General features: G+C 60.2%; 16 protein-coding genes. 4 read left to right on the forward strand and 12 right to left on the reverse strand.

From position 1 onward, the window contains the following. The 3 genes from SULPSESMR1_RS02460 to SULPSESMR1_RS02470 all read right to left on the reverse strand — a co-directional run bounded on the left by SULPSESMR1_RS02460 (position 1) and on the right by SULPSESMR1_RS02470 (position 3,544). Positions 1–1,719, reverse strand: coding sequence for an ABC transporter permease (locus SULPSESMR1_RS02460; RefSeq protein WP_198362843.1), 1,719 nt, complete (start codon positions 1,717–1,719; stop codon positions 1–3). 2 nt (positions 1,720–1,721) lie between these two features. Then, positions 1,722–2,759 (reverse strand): ABC transporter substrate-binding protein, encoded by a 1,038-nt coding sequence (locus tag SULPSESMR1_RS02465; RefSeq protein ID WP_089419408.1) that lies wholly within the window; start codon positions 2,757–2,759, stop codon positions 1,722–1,724. A gap of 116 nt (positions 2,760–2,875) precedes the next feature. Further along, entirely contained in the window at positions 2,876–3,544 is a 669-nt protein-coding gene (locus SULPSESMR1_RS02470; protein WP_089419409.1) for a GntR family transcriptional regulator, read from the reverse strand. Between the two features lie 137 nt (positions 3,545–3,681). Here SULPSESMR1_RS02470 and SULPSESMR1_RS02475 point away from each other — a divergent pair, with 137 nt between their 5' ends. Genes SULPSESMR1_RS02475 through SULPSESMR1_RS02485 form a run of 3 tightly spaced genes read left to right on the forward strand, consistent with a single transcriptional unit; the run spans position 3,682 to position 6,202 of the window. Next, positions 3,682–4,665, forward strand: coding sequence for a quinone oxidoreductase family protein (locus SULPSESMR1_RS02475; protein WP_089419410.1), 984 nt, complete (start codon positions 3,682–3,684; stop codon positions 4,663–4,665). 8 nt (positions 4,666–4,673) lie between these two features. Further along, the gene (locus tag SULPSESMR1_RS02480) at positions 4,674–5,480 is read left to right on the forward strand and encodes an enoyl-CoA hydratase-related protein (protein WP_089419411.1); all 807 of its coding nucleotides are present in this window, start codon (positions 4,674–4,676) and stop codon (positions 5,478–5,480) included. Beyond that, on the forward strand, positions 5,480–6,202 hold the full coding sequence (locus tag SULPSESMR1_RS02485) for a glutathione S-transferase family protein (RefSeq protein WP_198362844.1): 723 nt from the start codon (positions 5,480–5,482) through the stop codon (positions 6,200–6,202). Before SULPSESMR1_RS02480 ends, SULPSESMR1_RS02485 begins: the two co-directional genes overlap by 1 nt. On the opposite strand, the gene SULPSESMR1_RS02490 is transcribed toward SULPSESMR1_RS02485, so the two are convergent. From SULPSESMR1_RS02490 to SULPSESMR1_RS02530, 9 genes are all read right to left on the reverse strand, one after another. After that, positions 6,194–7,654, reverse strand: coding sequence for an amidohydrolase family protein (locus tag SULPSESMR1_RS02490; RefSeq protein ID WP_240311290.1), 1,461 nt, complete (start codon positions 7,652–7,654; stop codon positions 6,194–6,196). The two genes, SULPSESMR1_RS02485 and SULPSESMR1_RS02490, sit on opposite strands and share 9 nt — an antisense overlap. Next, a complete protein-coding gene (locus tag SULPSESMR1_RS02495) occupies positions 7,651–8,856 on the reverse strand; it encodes an amidohydrolase family protein (RefSeq protein ID WP_089419413.1) in 1,206 nt (401 codons plus the stop codon). Before SULPSESMR1_RS02495 ends, SULPSESMR1_RS02490 begins: the two co-directional genes overlap by 4 nt. A gap of 16 nt (positions 8,857–8,872) precedes the next feature. Further along, positions 8,873–9,610, reverse strand: a complete 738-nt coding sequence (locus SULPSESMR1_RS02500) for an aspartate/glutamate racemase family protein (protein WP_089419414.1) — start codon at positions 9,608–9,610, stop codon at positions 8,873–8,875. After that, positions 9,607–10,242, reverse strand: coding sequence for a flavin reductase family protein (locus SULPSESMR1_RS02505; RefSeq protein WP_089419415.1), 636 nt, complete (start codon positions 10,240–10,242; stop codon positions 9,607–9,609). The genes SULPSESMR1_RS02500 and SULPSESMR1_RS02505 overlap by 4 nt, the downstream gene beginning before the upstream one ends. 5 nt (positions 10,243–10,247) lie before the next feature. Continuing rightward, positions 10,248–11,285, reverse strand: coding sequence for an ABC transporter ATP-binding protein (locus SULPSESMR1_RS02510; protein ID WP_089419416.1), 1,038 nt, complete (start codon positions 11,283–11,285; stop codon positions 10,248–10,250). Then, positions 11,282–12,247 carry an ABC transporter ATP-binding protein gene (locus SULPSESMR1_RS02515; protein WP_089419417.1) on the reverse strand — a complete coding sequence of 322 codons (966 nt, stop codon included), beginning with the start codon at positions 12,245–12,247 and terminating at the stop codon, positions 11,282–11,284. The genes SULPSESMR1_RS02510 and SULPSESMR1_RS02515 overlap by 4 nt, the downstream gene beginning before the upstream one ends. Positions 12,248–12,256: 9 nt before the next feature. Further along, positions 12,257–13,180 (reverse strand): ABC transporter permease, encoded by a 924-nt coding sequence (locus SULPSESMR1_RS02520; protein ID WP_089419418.1) that lies wholly within the window; start codon positions 13,178–13,180, stop codon positions 12,257–12,259. A gap of 10 nt (positions 13,181–13,190) precedes the next feature. After that, the gene (locus tag SULPSESMR1_RS02525) at positions 13,191–14,177 is read right to left on the reverse strand and encodes an ABC transporter permease (RefSeq protein ID WP_089422091.1); all 987 of its coding nucleotides are present in this window, start codon (positions 14,175–14,177) and stop codon (positions 13,191–13,193) included. A gap of 67 nt (positions 14,178–14,244) precedes the next feature. Further along, on the reverse strand, positions 14,245–15,816 hold the full coding sequence (locus tag SULPSESMR1_RS02530; protein WP_089419419.1) for an ABC transporter substrate-binding protein: 1,572 nt from the start codon (positions 15,814–15,816) through the stop codon (positions 14,245–14,247). 199 nt (positions 15,817–16,015) lie between these two features. Between SULPSESMR1_RS02530 and SULPSESMR1_RS02535 the strand changes: the two genes are divergently transcribed. Next, positions 16,016–16,714 carry a GntR family transcriptional regulator gene (locus SULPSESMR1_RS02535; protein WP_240311289.1) on the forward strand — a complete coding sequence of 233 codons (699 nt, stop codon included), beginning with the start codon at positions 16,016–16,018 and terminating at the stop codon, positions 16,712–16,714.

A 16,714-nucleotide genomic window follows, 5' to 3' on the forward strand; every position in this document is an offset into this window, starting at 1 on the left:
TCAGTTCCTTCTCAGCATGAAATCGCGCCCGAGCGAGCGCATGCCGATTGCGACGACTGTCGAGGTCACGACAAGCAGCACGACCCCCATTGCAGCCAATGTTTCGTAATCGCCCTGTTCGCTCATATCGAGCGTCAGGATCGAGATGACCCGGTTCTGGTGACTGGTCAGGAACATCGCCGTAGACAGCTCGCGCGAGCAGATGACAAAGACCAGTATCCATATCCCCAGCAGTGATTTCTTGAGCACGGGCGCAACCACTTCGGACAGCGCGCGCAGGCGTGATCCGCCGTGGATGCGCACGGCCTCTTCCAGTTCAGGATTGAGGCTGCGGATGCCCGATGCACAGGACACGAAGGCGATCGGTAGAAAACGGGTTATGAAGGCGAGGATGATAATCATGCTGGATCCGTAGAGCGAGAACGGAGGGCCTGCGAAGGCCGCATAAAAGCAGATGGCCAACACGATTCCGGGCACCGCCACCGGTGCGACGGCCAGAAACGCCAGCGCGGGCGAATAGGGGATAAGCTTGCGGATCACCACGTAGGCGGTCAGAAATCCCAACACCGTGCAGGCCGTGGCCGAGGTCAGCGCAAAGACAACGGTATTGAACATCGCTTCGCGCACGGTCGCCTGTTCGAACAATATCGCGTAATAGTTGTCCAATGTCAGGTTCGAAAGGGTCGGCGCCTTGGCCCATGCCACCTGAAACGACGTCGAGACTAGAATACCTGCGGGCAGCACAACGGCCAGCAGCGTCACCGCGATACCATGCGCAAGGAATAGCCATTTCCAACGGCCCACGCGCATTGCCGTTCGCGCGCCACCCTTGCCGCTGACCGCCACGTGCCCACCGCGTAAAAGCAGCCGTTGCCCGCCCAGCATCACCACAGTGATCAGCACCAGCGGTACGGAAAAGGCCATCGCCAGTTCGATCTTTGCGGGATACTCGAAAAAGGTCGTAAGCTGTGTGGTTGCCACGTTGAATCTGGCGGGGATCGCGATCAGTGCAGGTGTGCCGTACAGGGCGATCGTTTCAAGAAACACCAACATGATTGCACCAAGGATCGCAGGAAGCGCGAGCGGCAAGGTGATGATCCATGTGGTCCGCATTGGTCCTGCGCCGTGGATGGCGGCAGCTTCCTCCATCTCGGACGAGATCAGATCGAGCGCAGAGGTGGCAAAAATAAAGATCAACGGGAACACGTTGAGCGCGATAACAAAGGCCAGTCCCCAAAGACTGAAGATATTCACAAGCGGCGCTTCCAGTCCGGTCAGGGATGTCCATATCTGGTTGATCCAGCCTGCGTTTGGACCGGCCAGCAATATCCAGCCGATCGCACCCAGAAACGGGGGCATGATAAATGCACCCAGCGTGCCAAAGTAGAAAATGGACCGTCCGGGAATATCCGTGCGCGACACGACCCAAGCCATCGGCAGAGCCATCGCCACAGACATCACCACAGTCGCCAACGCCAGCTGGATCGTGTGCCAATAGGCAATCAGATAGCGGCTGCGACTTGCGACCGCGACAAAGTTCCCCAAGGTAAAGCCACCCGTTTCCGGATCGCTGACACTTTCGATGAACAGACGGGACATCGGATAGACGACCAGACCGACAAGGATAGCCGCCAGCAGTCCGAAGATGACCAGCGACCAGTCAAACTTGGGTCTGCGCGCAGAAGAGCGCAGACCATCAACATTGGTAATATCTGCCACAATCAGATTCCGAACGTGTCACGGAATTTTTCGGAAAGCTCGGGAATGTCGTTCACGATCTGATCCGACGTTGCCGTAATTACCTTGATCTGGTCCAGCGCAGGCACGCCGGGCTGCAGTGCGATGCCGGACCGGATGGGCGTGCCAAACTGCTCCGCAATGACTTCGTTGAACTCGGCCCCCAACAGGAACTCGGAAAAGAGCTTTGCCGCATTGGGGTGGGGGGCATTGGCAAGGATGCCGCTTGGCGATGTGATAATAACCGTCCCGTCTGTCGGATAGATGTTGGCAATGGGGTTCCCCTTGGACGACGCCGACAGGGACGATGCAGCGGGGCCAGCACCGACAATGGTTTCGCCGGAAACCGTTGTAGTGACCACGTCAATTGATGAACGACCGATATACGGGTCTTGATCCACCAGTTTCTCGAAGAATTCATAGCCGTACAGCTCTTGCATCTTTACGCCCCAGATCCCCACGTATCCTGAAAAGCCGGGGTGCCCGATGGCAACTTTGCCCTTCCATTCGGGCTCAAGCAGATCGGTCCAGTTCTTTGGTGCGTCCGCTTCGGTGACGTCATCGGTGTTGTAAACGATGCACATCGGACCGGCGGTTGTGACGTGATACATGTCGTCCGCATCCAGATTCTGGAATTCGGCGATAACTTCGCCTTTGCGGACCGGCGCATAGGGCATCAGCAAGTCGCGCGCTTTCAGGTCGATCGCATGGGCGATGCTGGACGTTGTCAGCACATCGCAGATTGCAACACCGGAATCGATGTCCTGATTCAGCCGCTGGAACGCAACGCTGGCAGTTGATCGCACCACGTTGACCTTGATTTCAGGGAACAGTTCGGTGAATTTCTGGCCGACAATTTCGGCGCTTTCCGAGGCGAGCGGCACAACGTACCATGTGATTTCACCCTCGGATTTGGCAGCTTCGTAAAGAGCCTGAATCGCGTCCTGCGACATGGCCAGTCTTGGCGCGAACGCCGACGCGGCAAGCCCCGTGGCGACAAAAGTTCTTCTGTTGATCGACATGGTATTCCTCCCAGAATAAATGTTGCGCAACACAGCCCGGCCCAAAGGGCGAATTGACCATGTCGCTGTCGTTATTTTCTTGCCGGGCAAAGGAACGCTGTCGTTTGGCCCGGTTCTCAGGCGGTGTCCTTATTCTCCTTTTTGTGGGTCATGGTCGCGACAAGGTCCGCATAGACCCTGCCACCCGATAGGATGTGATCGCGCATTGCGGCATGTGCCTCGACGGGGTCGCCCTTTTCGATGGCGCTGACGACTTTGCCATGCTCGACCCACGACCGTTCGACCCGCGACCGCTGGTACAGGCTGGAGGTGTGGTAATAGGCAAGGCGGCTGCGTGTCTGGCGGATCAAATCAGCGATGTAGGTGTTGCGCGCACCGGCATAGATCAGGCCGTGAAACCGCCCGTTGCATTCAATATATCGTTTGCTGTCGTGGCTGCGCGCGGCTTCTTCGCTTTCGGCGTGGACCTTGACCAGCGCATCCAGTTCCTCTTGGCGGATACGTTGCGCTGCCAGTGCGGCTGCTTCGGATTCCAGACAGGCAAGGGTTTCCAACATGGCCACCGCTTCGTCTGCGCTCAGTTCGCTGACCACAGCGCCGTGGCGCGGGCGCATCTGAACAAGGCCCGTTGCCGCCAGTTGCATGATCGCTTCGCGGGCCGGTGTGCGAGACACCTGAAATCTCTCCGAAAGCATTTTCTCGTCGATCAGATCGCCGGGGCGCAGTTTGCCGCGGCTGATTTCCTTCTCGAGTAGCTCTCTGACTGTATCACTGACACGCGCCATATGATTCTCTCCTTTGGCTTATATGTATACTTATAGACTTTATGAGTATTCAATAAAATTCTTTACGAATACGAAGCGGTGCGATAGTTAACAGCATACCATCTGCTGAACCAGCATCTTCCATAAGGGACAGAGCCATGATGACACGGGCCATACGTATACACAGACATGGCGGGCCAGAGGTGATGCAGCTGGAAGAAGTTGAACTGCCCGAGCCGGATGCGGGGCAGGTGCGGGTCAAGAACACCTGCATCGGCGTCAACTATGCCGACATCTACGAGCGTGAAGGCGATCACGGAGGCCCGCACTTTGCAAAAGAGATGCCGATTACGATGGGTCATATGGCGGTTGGTATCATTGACGCCCTTGGTGCTGGCGTGACGGACCGCCATATCGGCGAACGTGTCGGCTATATCGGCCCCAACAGCTATGCTGGTCACACGAACATACCTGTGGCGCGGTTGTTCCGCCTGCCTGATGCCGTGCCGGATACTGTGGCCGGTGGCTATTTGTTGCGTGGTCTAACCGCCGAATATCTGCTGCGTCGCCTTTACAAGGTACAGCCCGGCACCACGGCGCTGGTTCACGCGGCGGCTGGCGGCATGGGGCTTATTCTGGGGCAATGGGGCAGCCTGTTGGGCGCGCGCATGATCGGCACGGTCAGCAGCCCGCAAAAGGCGCAGGTGGCGCGCGCGCATGGCTATGATACGGTCATCAACTATTCATCCGAGGATTTTGCCGAACGCACGCTTGCAGAGACAAATGGCGTGGGTGCGGACGTTATCTATGATGGTGTCGGCAAGATGGCTTTTCTCAAATCACTGGATTGTATCCGTCCCCGCGGGATGGTCGTCAGCTATGGCACTGCATCGGGCAACGTCGGTGAATTCGACCTGCAACGTCTGCATTCCAAATCAATTGTCGTGACCCGCCCTACGTTGCGCAGCTGGATCGCAGACCCCGACGAGGCGGCAACCGCGTCAAAGGCGCTGTTCGACGTATTGTCCGGCGGCAAACTACACACGCCCATAGGCGCGCAGCTTCCGCTTGATCAGGCCGCAGCCGCGCACCACCAACTTGCAAGCCGAAGCGTGACAGCGCCCATCGTACTTATTCCCTGAGGACCAAGATGACCGAACAGAACTTCCCGCCTGCATGGGCCCCTGACCAGACATTTGCAGAAGGTCGGATTGGCCTGACCATACGGGATTCCATCGCCACTTTGGCGGTGCAAATTCCGAAAAAGATGAACGCACTGGACGTCCACGCAACCCGTGGGATGGTCGAGGCGCTTGAAGCGGCCCAAGCCAGCGCGCGCGTATTGATGTTCACCGGTGTTGGGGGCAAGGCCTTCATATCCGGCGCGGACATCGGCGGGTTCGACGATGAAAAGCAGCAAGGTTCCAGCTTTCTGGATCGCCAGCAGGTGTTGGCCGACTATCCAATTCCCACCATCGCGGTCATTCGGGGTTACTGCATCGGCGGTGGCCTTATGACTGCGCTGAACTGCGATTTCAGACTGGCGGGGACGGATGCAAGCTTTGGTATTCCGGCGGCGAAACTTGGCATTGCTTACGGGTTTGACGGGCTTTCACGGCTGGTCGAACTGGCTGGCCCCGCCCGCACCCGATTTTTGCTTTACAGCGGTGACAGGGTGGATGCGCAAATCGCGCTGGCTTGGGGGCTTGTCGAACAGTTGCACACCCCCGATGCGCTATGGGACGCGGCAATGGCACTTGCCCGCAGGATTGCCGAAAATGCGCCCCTGTCCATTAGCGCAACCAAGGAAACCGTCGCTCAGATCATGTGCGATCCTGAACAGCGGGACATGCAGAAAATCGCTGACCTGTCGATGCTCTGCCAAAACAGCGCAGATTTCCGCGAGGGCCGCGATGCGTTTCGTGAAAAACGCGCGCCTGCGTTTTCGGGCAACTGATGGGCCTGATCCTCTATCATGCGTGGAAATCCAGCGCATCGCGCAGGGTCCGCTTCTTCCTCGAGGAAAAGGGGCTTGCCTATGAATCCCATGAAATCGACCTGTCACGACAGGAACAGCACCAGCCTGCGTTTCTGGATGTGAACCCTTTGGGGGTTGTGCCCGCGCTGATCCACAATGGTCGCGCGTTGCACGAAAGCGGGACGATCTGTGAATATCTGGACGCAGTGTACCCCGATCCGCCGCTGCGCCCGAAAGACCTGTATGACCTTGCTCAGATGCGCAACTGGGTGCGCTATGTCGACGGGCTGATCGGCAATCTCATCCGTTTTAACTGGCGCTATACGATACAGGAACGCGCCGCAAAACTGTCCGAGTCCGAGTTGCAAGAACTGCTGGCAAAAATTCCCAGCGCAGACCGGCGCGAGGCGTGGCTGCGGGTGGCACGCAATCCCTATACCGACACAGAGCTAGACGAGGCGCGTGATGCTCTGATTGGAATGCTCGACCGGATGGATGCGATGATGGTGGATGGCTGGCTGATCAAGGGCGGCTTTTCACTGGCCGATATCGCTGTCGCACCCTTTGTACGCCGGATCGGTGAAGAAATCGCACCCGACGAGATCACACAGCGCAAACGGCCAGCCGTCGGCTGGTGGTGGGACAGGGTTCAATCCCGCCCCGCCTATTCCAGCGCCAGATTTGACCCGTTTCTAGCCTAACGGGTAGCTTGGGGCAAAAATTTCCTCGACGGGGGGATGAAACAGGGTCCGGTCGGGATACTGCATGACCATTCGGTCAAACTGCGCCTGCGCACGTTCGCGATAATCTGCGTCGTCAACACCGTGAATAACGCCGTCCCGCATGACAAAGCGGCCTGCGATCATCACATCCGACACATCGCGCCCTGACCCGTTCAGCAACAGCGTCTGGATCGGGTCGATCACCTGTCCCATTTCCGGCGTGTCCAGGCGGATCACGTTCAGGTCCGCCGCCATGCCCTCTGCCAGCCGCCCTAGATCGGGCCGGTTCAGCGCATCGGCACCGCCCGTGGTCGCCGCATTGTACAGATCGGCAGCACCCACCGTTGTCGCGTCGCCCTCTGCGATGCGCGCGGTCATCACACCCACAGCCATGTTCTGGATCATATCGGGCGGGTGGGTGTCGGTGCCCATGCCGATGGTCACACCCATGTCACGGAACCGCGCAAAGGATTGCATCAGCTTGCCGCCGCGCGCCATCACCAGCGGACAATGTGCCAGTGCCGCGCCCGAGGCAGCAAGAATTTCCAGATCGGGGGCGACGTGGGTGATGCCGTTGATCCCCGACAGGAACAGCCCGTGCGGCAGGATCGTGGCGGGCGCAAAAAACGCGGTGTCGCGCAGCAGTTCCAACGGGCTTTTGCCGTGTTGTTGCACGACCAGATCATATTCCAACCGCGACTGGCAACAATGCAGCCGCACCGGCACATTGCGGTCGCGCGCCACCTGTCCGCTGCGCCGCAACAGTTCGGGCGTGCTGGTCTCGATCCGGTCCGGCGCCAGCATCGTGCGCACCAGCCCGCCACGGGTGTCTTCGTGGCGGTCGATGAACCGCACGGCATCGGCCAGTCCGGCCAATCCGCGCGGTTCGTCATAGTGAAACCCGATTTTCCGGTCCGCCCCGACCACCAGATTGCCACTGCGATAGGCCGGCCCCAGATAGACCCGCAGCCCAAGGTCCGCCGCCGCATCTGCCGCGGCGTCGAACTCGGCTGTGGTCTCGCCCCACGCGCGGTAAAACAGCGATGCAATCGGCAGGGCCGTGGTGATCCCGTTGCGGATCAGGCGGGTGAAGGCATAGCGTTTCTGGAACGCCAGTTCCTCGGGCGTATACATCTCGCGCGGGCCTGCCTGCATATAGGTTTGCGGCCAGACGCGTCCTTTCAGTTCGGGCGGGTGGTTGTCATAGCCCAGAACCGTCGTATCCAGATCCGACAGCGCATCCAGATCGACAAAACCGGGGCCGATCATCGCCTCGCCAAAGTTGATGGTCCGCGACACTGCGCCGTCAAACCGGTGCCCGACGTACAGAACCTGCGTGCCTTCGACGACGACGGTGCCGTTGGGGAACAAGCGGTGGCTGCCGTCCACATGACCCACCACCCATTTTGCGGTCAATGCGGTGCGGGTCATGCTGTTTGCCACGGATCAAGCGTTTCACCGTCGCGGGCCACAATCTGCCCGCCCGACACCACCAGACGCCGTTGCGGCCGTTGGGTCACTGCTTCGGACAGGGCTTCAACCCCGACCAGCACCAGATCGGCACGGCAGCCCGCTTCCAGCCCGTACCCCTCCAGCCCCATCACGCGCGCACCGTCTTTGGTGCAGGTGTCCAGCGCCCAAGACACCTCGACATCGGCGCGGAAATTGTTGCGCAGGCCCACCAACATGGCGCGTTCCAGCATGCAGGCGTTACCATAGGGGGTCCATGTGTCGCGGATGCCGTCATTGCCCGCGCATATGGCAATACCCCGTTCTCGACAGGCCGCAACCGATGGCACGGGCCGCGACGCGGGCGCAGTGGTGGCCAGCGACACACCAAGCGCTGCAATCCGGTCCAGCTGTGCGTTCACCCGCGCGGGGTCGTTCATGCCCAGACAGAACGCATGGCTGACGGTCACCTTACCCTGCATCGACAGGGACTCGGTCCGGTCAAGGATCATGTCCAAGCTGAAGGCCCCCAATTCGCCCGCCTCGTGCAGGTGGATGTCGACTGGTTTGCCGTGTTTTTCCGCCAGCCCGAACACCGCGTCCAACTGCCCCTTGGGGTCGCGGTCGATGCCACAAGGGTCCAGCCCGCCAACAATATCCGCGCCATCGCGCAGGGCCCGATCCATCAACTCGACCGTGCCTTCGCGGATCATCATGCCCGATTGCGGAAAGGCCACGATCTCGATCTGCATCACATCGGCAAAACGTTGCCGTGTCTCGGCCACGCCTTCGAACAGGCGCAGACCGTGGTCTGTGTCGATGTCGACGTGGCTGCGAATGGCCGTTGTGCCCTTGGACAGTGCCAGCGTCACCTGTCGCGCAGACTGGCGGGCAGGGTCCATGTCCAGTTCGTGACGCAAGGCGCGCTCGGTGTCGATCATCTGTTGCAGGCTTTTGCCCTGATCGTGCGGGTGCCACGGCATCCCCCACAGTGTCTTGTCCAGATGCGCGTGGGCGTCGACCAGACCGGGCAGCGCCAGCGCGCCGTCGCACAGTTCCACGGCGTCACCGACCCGTGCCGCAATTCCGGCAGCAATCTGCGCGATGCGGCCGTTTTCAATCAGCACGTCCACAGGGGCGCCGCCCATCAGGCGCAGGTTTTTCATAAGCAAACGGTCGGTCATATGTCTGTCCTGTCGGTCAAGTAAGTGTTGCCGGCGCGGTGCGGGCCGATACGGGTTGTTTGAGGCGGGGCAGTGCATAGGCGCCCGTCTTGCTGGTCATCAGACCGGTGCCCGCCAACCCTGCAGCCATGCGGATGGCAAAGCCCACACCGTCAATCACCGGCACACCCGCGTCACGGCTGAGACGTTCCAGATGCGCACTCATGCCCGCACAGCCCAGAACGACGGCCTCGGCGCCGTCTTCTTCCACAGCCTGACGGATTTTACGCGCGATCAGGGGCAGCACGCGGGTCGGGTCGGTTTCCAGATCCAGCACCGGAATGTCGGCGGCGTGGACACGGCGCAGACTGCGCCCGCAGCCATAGCGGCCTGCCAGATCCTCGATGATCGGCACAGCGCGGGGCAGGGTCGTGACCACCGAAAAGCGTTTGGCCACCCGCCCGGCAGCGATCAGCGCAGCCTCGCACAACCCCACCACGGGGCCATTGGCCACAGCGCGGGCCGCGTCCAGTCCCGGATCGTCGAAACAGGCGATGACATGGGCCGCCGCCCCGCGGGCTTCGGCGTCCACGATTGCATCCAACATGGCGGGCACCGCGCGGGCTTCGTCGGCATAGCCTTCGATGCTGGGGGGCGTGCCGCGCGCGGTCACGACCATCACCTCGATCCCCGGACCTGCCAGCGCGCGCGCGGTGCGGGCAATGGCGTCGGTCATCTCGCGGGTCGAATTCGGATTGACCAGCAGAACTTTCATGTGGGGGTTTTCCTTGTGATGCCAACAGGCGGCGCGGCAGGTGCCTTGAGTTCGAACTGTCGGTCTGATGTGATATAGTTGTCGGCGTGCAGCCGCGCGATGGGCTGGTAGTTTTCCGGGCGCACATAGCGGCCTGCGTCGTCCAGGCAGGTGTCGCGCACATGCATCTGGACGACTTCGCCCAGAATGATCACGCGCCGGTCATAGCGGATGGTTTCAGCCACCTTGCATTCCATCGCGCAGGGGCTTTCAGCGATCCAGCCTCCCTCAATTCGGGTTGCGGGCGTCATGGTCAGACCGGCGGTCGCGATCTCGTCCACATCCGGCGCATAGCTGATGCCGCAAATCGTCATCGCCTCGGCCAGCGCCATATCGACCATGTTCACACAAAAAGACCCGCTGGCATCTATGTTGGTCACAGTGTCTTTGATGGTGCCGTTGGGCCGCATCTGGATGCCAAGGATCAGGATCGGCGGTTCTTGCGAGAACACATTGAAAAAGCTCATGGGCGCCGCGTTCGGCACTCCGTCGGGCGACAGGGTGGTGACCAGCGCGATCGGTCGCGGCGCGACAAAGTTGGACAGCAAACGATAGCGGTCCTGTTCAGGAAGTGTCGTAAAATCAAACTCCAACGTGTCTACTCCGCTGCAATACGTGCCCAGGACGGCAACCGACCTTCGTCTGCCGCATGACATGCAGATTGCGCACCATCCGACCTTACATTCAACTCGGGCGACACCGTGCGACAGGTTTCCGTGGCCAGCGGACAGCGCGGATGGAAGGTACACCCCGACGGCGGCGAAATCGGGTTGGGCACTTCACCCGCGACCGGCGCACGCTCGATACCACCGACGGTCAGCTTGGGCACAGTTTCCATCAACAGCCGTGTATACGGGTGCTGCGGGTTGTCGAAGATCTGTTCCTTCGGGCCAACTTCGACGATCTTGCCCAGATACATCACGGCCAGCACGTCGGCCATATACCAGACCACCGCCAGATCGTGGCTGATGAAAATATAGCTCATGCCGAATTCGTCTTGCAGGTCTTTCATCAAGTTCAGGATCTGGCTTTGCACGCTGACATCCAGCGCCGAGGTCGGCTCGTCGCAGATCAGCAACTCGGGGCGTGTGGTCAGGGCGCGGGCAATCGACAGCCGCTGGCGTTGACCGCCGGAAAATTCGTGCGGAAACTTCTTTGCATCCGCTGCAGACAGGCCCACCTGTGTCAGCAGTTTTTCAACCTCGCGCGTGACTTCGGCGCGGGTTTTGCAGATGCCAAAGTTTTTCAGCGGTTCGCCAATAATATCGCGTACCCGCCAGCGCGGGTTCAACGAGGCAAAGGGATCCTGAAAGATCATCTGCATCCGTCGCCGCAGCGCGGGTGGCTTGCCTGGGGCCATGTCGGTAATGTCGGTGCCCTCGAACCGGATGGTGCCGGCGCTGGGCGCGTGCAACCCCATCAGCAAACGCGCCACCGTGGATTTGCCGCAGCCGCTTTCGCCCACAACGGCAAAGGTCTTGCCGCGTGGCACATCAAAGCTGATTTCGTCCACCGCCGTCAGCACGCGGCGCGGGCGGCGTTCGATCAGACGGTTCAGGAACGGCTCGGATATATCAAAGCGTTTCGACATTTTGCGGACACTCAGAATGTCTGCGGTCTGGGCTTGGGTGTTCATTGTGCCTCTCCGAATAGGTGACAGGCCACCTGTCCACTGCCAGCGGCAAGGGGGACGGGGCGCGTGGTGCGGCAGATGTCCATGGCGCGCGGACAACGCGGGGCAAAGGCACAACCGGGTGCGGGATTGCGCAATCCGGGCATGGCGCCTTCGATCTGGGTCAGGCGTGCGTCGCGGTTGCCGATTTGCGGGATCGAGTTCATCAACCCGCGTGTATAGGGGTGCAGCGGGTCTTGGATCACCTGCGCCACATCACCGATTTCGACCAGACGGCCCGCATACATCACCGCCACACGGTCGGCGGTTTCGGCGATCACACCCATGTCGTGCGTGACCAGAACCACCGCCGTGCCGTTTTCGCGACACAGCCGTTTCAGCAGCGCCAGGATTTGTGCCTGCACGCTGACATCCAGCGCCGTTGTCGGCTCGTCCGCGATGATCAGCTTGGGTTCGGCGCACAGGGCCAGTGCGATCACGACACGCTGGCGCATCCCGCCCGAGAATTGGTGCGGGTGCTGGTCCAGACGCGCTTCGGGGGCGGGAATACCCACTTCGGCCAGCCATTCGATGGCGCGTTTGCGCGCGGCCTTCTGGTCCAGTCCCAGATGCACGCGCATCGTGTCGACCAACTGTTCGCCCACCGTGTAAACCGGATTAAGGCTGGTCAGCGGATCCTGAAAGATCGCGCCAATTTCCTTGCCACGGATGCGGCGTATTTTCTCGGGCGGCAGGTTGTCGATGCGCTGCCCGCGCAGGCGCACTTCGCCCGACCGGATCAGTCCGGGTGGTTCGATCAGCCCTGTGATCGCAGCACCGGTAATGGATTTGCCCGCACCGCTTTCTCCGACCAGCCCAAGGATCTGACCTTCGTCCAGTTCAAGGCTCAGCCCTTTGACAGCCTCCAGCGGGCCGCGACGGGTGGGAAATTCAACGACGACATTGTCAAGTTCAAGAAGGGTCATGGTGTTACCTCAGCGCAGTTTGGGGTTAAGCGCATCGCGCAGCCAGTCGCCCAGCAGGTTCACCGCCAGCACCAGCACCGCCAGTGCGACAGCCGGAAAGACCACAACCCACCAGATGCCCGAAAACAGGAATTCGTTCCCGATCTGGATCAGCGTGCCCAGCGACGGTTGGGTGGGCGGCATGCCGACCCCCAGAAAGCTCAGCGTGGCTTCGGTCAGCACGGCCATGCCAAGGTTGATCGTGGCGATTACCAGCACGGGGCCCAGCACGTTGGGCAGGATATGCCGCATCATGATCGCCACCGATCCGGTGCCAAGGGTGCGCGCTGCCTCGACGTATTCCTTGCGCCGCTCGACCATTGTCGATCCGCGTACAGTGCGGGCATATTGCACCCAGTTGGTTAGGCCGATCGAAAGGATCAGCACAATCAGCGCCGAATCCGCCTGCGCCGCACGCGGCATCGCTCCGCGCAGCACACCGTTGATCAGCAAGGCCACCAAGATGGGCGGAAAGCTAAGCAGAACGTCCGCGATCCGCATCAGGACAGCATCAACAATCCCGCCCAGAAAGCCGCCCAGCAATCCCAGCGTAACGCCCAGAACAGCCGCAAGGATGACACTGGCAAAACCCACCAGCAGCGAAATGCGCATCCCGTACATGATCGACGACAGCACATCGCGGGCTTGGGTGTCGGTGCCCAACACATATGCGGGATTGCCGCCTTCGGACCACGCGGGGGGAAGTTCGCTGTCGAACAGGCTGAGTTCGGCAATATCGAACGGGTTTTGCGGGGCAAGATAGGGCGCAAAGACGGCCGCCAGAAACATCGCAATCAGCACCAAAGTCGAGATGACCGCGACCCGCGACTTGCGGAAACTATAGGCGATGTCGCTGTCCCAGACGGAATAGAGCATTGGCATAACAGTTGACATGGGGTTCTCCTCAGACGCCGCGCGCAGTCGATTTCTCGACCCGCAGACGGGGATCAACGACGTGGTACAGCAGGTCGACGATTGTATTGATGACGACGAACAGGAACGAGACCAGCACAAGATAGGCGGCCATCACCGGCACGTCGGAAAAGTTCACGGCCTGAATGAACAAAAAGCCCATGCCCGGCCACTGGAACACCGTCTCGGTGATGATGGCAAAGGCGATCAGCCCACCCAGTTGCAGCCCAAAGATGGTCATCACGGGGATCAGCGTGTTTTTCAGCGCGTATTTGAAATGCAGGATCTGGTTGGGAATGCCACGGGCGCGGGCAAATTTGATGTAATCGGCGCGCAACACCTCAAGCATCTCGGCGCGCACCAGTCGCATAATCAGCGTCATCTGGAACAACGCCAGCATGATTGACGGCAGGATCAGCGCCTTCAGTCCCGACAGGGTCAGAAACCCTGTGGTCCAACCACCAAGGTCGACGACAGTGCCGCGCCCGAAACTGGGCAGCCATCCCAGCGAGACCGAAAACAGCAGGATCAGCAGGATGCCGGTGACGAATGTCGGCACGGAAATGCCCAGAAGCGACACAACCTGCAAACCCTGACTGATCCAGCCGCGCGGGTTCAGTGCGGTGTAGATGCCCAGCGGAATACCCAGTGCCAACGCAAGGCTTGCGGCCACCAGAACCAGTTCCGCCGTGGCAGGGAACCGTTCGGCCAACAGATCGGACACGGGGCGGTTGTTGCGATAGGACTGGCCAAAGTCGCCCTGTGCAGCATCGACAATGAAACGTCCGTACTGGGTCAGGAACGGATCGTTCAGACCCAGCTTTTCGCGCATTTCGGCGCGGTCCTCGACCGTTGCGTCTTCGGGCAACAGGTTCGAAATCGGGTCACCCAGAAAGCGGAACATCAAAAAGGCGATCGAGGCGACAACAAGCATCACAAGTGCAGCCTGAATGATGCGTCTGATAAGAAAAGCGAACATGGCGGCCTCCGGCCGGAAGGGAAAGGAAGGAGCGGCAGGCGCAGCCGGTGCGCCCGCCGCGATGGCGTCAGTCGATGCGGGCCAGCCACAGGCGCGGCTTGTCATCGGCGGTCTGCGGGATGCTGACTCCGTCACGCGCCGCCCACGACAGGGGCTGTGCGTGCAACGGCAGCCATGCGACTTCGTTCTTGGCGATGGCAAAGGCTTCGACCATCATCTCCAGACGTTTGTCTGCATCCAGTTCCGTGGCCACGGCTTGGGTCAGCCGGTCCAACTCTGCGTTGGAATAGCCGCCGGGGTTCCATGTGCCCATCTGCCCGCCCGGGGTGTGCAGCATGGCCGACAGCACCGAATAGCCGTCCAGCATCGGCAGCGTGGCCCATCCCAGCATGAACATATCGGTTTCGTTGGCGCGGGCACGCTCGAAATGTATGGCTTTGGTTTCAGCGGTCAGTTCCACCTTGACGCCGACACGGGCGAACATGGCTGCCAGCGCCTGACAGATCGCCGCGTCGTTCACGTAACGGTCATTCGGGCAGTTCATGTTAAAGCTGAAGCCATCGGGATAGCCTGCATCGGCCAGCATTTGCTTGGCCAGTTCGGGGTCATAGGCTGGTATCGTGTCAACTTCGGCATCAAATCCGGGCACTTGCGGTGCGACCAGCGTACCCAGATTGCGGGATTTTCCGCGCATGATCTTGTCGCGCAGCAGGTCATAGCTGATGGCGTGCACCAGCGCCTGACGCACCTCGACCTTTTGCAGCGGGTTGCCTTCGGTATTGGCGTTGTTCAGCGTATCGCTCAGATTGAAACCCATCATGATCGCACGCAGGCCCGGTGCCTCCAGCACATGCATCCCTTCGGCGGACTCGATACGTTTGGCATCTTGCAGGGGCGAGGGCACGATCATGTCCAGCTCGCCCGACAGCATTGCCGCCACGCGGGTCGCGTCCGAATTGATTGGGTTCAACTCGATGCGGGTGATGTTGTGCTGCGCCTCGTCCCACCAACCCTCGTTGACGGTCAGAACGGTTTGCGCGTCCGGTGTGCGCGATTCAAAGCGGAACGGGCCGGTGCCATTGGCATGGGACGTGGTATAGCCCTCTTCGCCTTTTTGCGCGTCGATCGGTTCAAGCGCGTCATGTTCTTCCAGCCAGCCGCGATCAAAGATCAGGATGTTGGTCAGAAAGTTGTTCAGCAGCGGGTTCGGCCCGTCCAGCAGCAGATCGACGGTCATGTCGTCGACCATTTCGGCACCGACCAGCCCTGCGATGTTGCCGCGAATGGGCGAATCTTCATGCGCGGCGCGGTTGACAGACGCAACAACGTCTTCGGCGGTCAGATCCTGACCATCATGAAATTTGATCCCTTCGCGCAGGTGATAGCGCACGGTGGTTTCGTCGATATGCTCCCAACGGGTTGCCAGCGCCGGTTCAATCTTCAGATCCGCGTCATAGCGCACAAGTGCCTCATAGACGTGGTTCAGGAACGACACGGTAAAGCTGTCGGTCATGGAATGGGGATCGAGACCATAGAGGTCTCCGTTGGTGCCCAGACGGAATGTCTCGGCCTGCGCAGTACCAGCAAAAGCCAGCGCCAGCGCAGAGGTTGCGGTCAATAGAAACTTGCGGGGTGTCATTTTGGTCTCCCTGTTTGGTGTCGTTGGACCGGCAGAACCGGCTTGAACTGTGATGACAATTCAAGGCTGACATGATTCGCAATTTGCGTCTACAATTATTGTTAACAATTTTTGATTACATTAAATGCTTGCATCCTTCTGCCCAATTTTGCGACACTTGGTTGCAGACCAGTTGCGCACATTACGCGAAGGAGGTGAGATGCCGGTTGAAGCCAAACTCACGGAACAGCAGATCTATGAACGGATCTGGAAATCCATTGCCGAACGCCGCCTGCCACCAGGCACCCGCCTGAAGGAAGAGCGGCTGTGCGAGATTTTCGGGGCCAGTCGCCCCCGCATTCGGCGCGCGCTTGACCAACTGGCCCACGACGGGCTGGTGTGCCACATCCCCAATCGTGGTGCCTTCGTCTCGACGCCCTCGGTGGACGAGGCGCGCGATGTTTTCTTTACCCGCCGCGTCGTCGAACGCGGGGTGATTGAGGCGCTGAAAGAGAATGTCGACAGCAAAACGCTGGCTGCACTCAACACCCACATAGAACAGGAACGGCAGGCGCTGCGCGACGGGGATACATCGCAAACCATCCGGCTTTCGGGGGCGTTCCACATGCTTCTGGCCGAACTGGCCGCGTCGCCTTTGCTGGCGGATATCTTGCGTGACCTGGTGTCGAAAAGCACGCTGGTCACGGCTGTATTCCAGCCAAAATGCGACACCCAATGCGGGCCGGACGAACACGCATCCATCGTCGCGGCCCTGTCGCGCGGCGATTTCGATGCCGCCAAAAGCGCGATGAACACCCATCTGCTCGAAGCTGAAAGAACGCTGCACCTTGAAACATCGGGCGACGGCCAGCCGTTCCAGACCGATGTTCTGGGCGCCGCCCTGACCGAGGAAACCTGA

This window comes from Pseudosulfitobacter pseudonitzschiae (genome assembly GCF_002222635.1).
In the GTDB taxonomy this organism is placed as follows: domain Bacteria; phylum Pseudomonadota; class Alphaproteobacteria; order Rhodobacterales; family Rhodobacteraceae; genus Pseudosulfitobacter; species Pseudosulfitobacter pseudonitzschiae_A.

Bases quoted from the DNA above. Each gene is read 5' to 3' on its own strand.
- SULPSESMR1_RS02465 (WP_089419408.1), bottom strand. From the start codon at position 2,759: ATGTCGATCAACAGAAGAACTTTTGTCGCCACGGGGCTTGCCGCGTCG.
- SULPSESMR1_RS02470 (WP_089419409.1), bottom strand. From the start codon at position 3,544: ATGGCGCGTGTCAGTGATACAGTCAGAGAGCTACTCGAGAAGGAAATC.
- SULPSESMR1_RS02475 (WP_089419410.1), top strand. From the start codon at position 3,682: ATGATGACACGGGCCATACGTATACACAGACATGGCGGGCCAGAGGTG.
- SULPSESMR1_RS02480 (WP_089419411.1), top strand. From the start codon at position 4,674: ATGACCGAACAGAACTTCCCGCCTGCATGGGCCCCTGACCAGACATTT.
- SULPSESMR1_RS02485 (WP_198362844.1), top strand. From the start codon at position 5,480: ATGGGCCTGATCCTCTATCATGCGTGGAAATCCAGCGCATCGCGCAGG.
- SULPSESMR1_RS02490 (WP_240311290.1), bottom strand. From the start codon at position 7,654: ATGACCCGCACCGCATTGACCGCAAAATGGGTGGTGGGTCATGTGGAC.
- SULPSESMR1_RS02495 (WP_089419413.1), bottom strand. From the start codon at position 8,856: ATGACCGACCGTTTGCTTATGAAAAACCTGCGCCTGATGGGCGGCGCC.
- SULPSESMR1_RS02500 (WP_089419414.1), bottom strand. From the start codon at position 9,610: ATGAAAGTTCTGCTGGTCAATCCGAATTCGACCCGCGAGATGACCGAC.
- SULPSESMR1_RS02510 (WP_089419416.1), bottom strand. From the start codon at position 11,285: ATGAACACCCAAGCCCAGACCGCAGACATTCTGAGTGTCCGCAAAATG.
- SULPSESMR1_RS02515 (WP_089419417.1), bottom strand. From the start codon at position 12,247: ATGACCCTTCTTGAACTTGACAATGTCGTCGTTGAATTTCCCACCCGT.
- SULPSESMR1_RS02520 (WP_089419418.1), bottom strand. From the start codon at position 13,180: ATGTCAACTGTTATGCCAATGCTCTATTCCGTCTGGGACAGCGACATC.
- SULPSESMR1_RS02525 (WP_089422091.1), bottom strand. From the start codon at position 14,177: ATGTTCGCTTTTCTTATCAGACGCATCATTCAGGCTGCACTTGTGATG.
- SULPSESMR1_RS02530 (WP_089419419.1), bottom strand. From the start codon at position 15,816: ATGACACCCCGCAAGTTTCTATTGACCGCAACCTCTGCGCTGGCGCTG.
- SULPSESMR1_RS02535 (WP_240311289.1), top strand. From the start codon at position 16,016: ATGCCGGTTGAAGCCAAACTCACGGAACAGCAGATCTATGAACGGATC.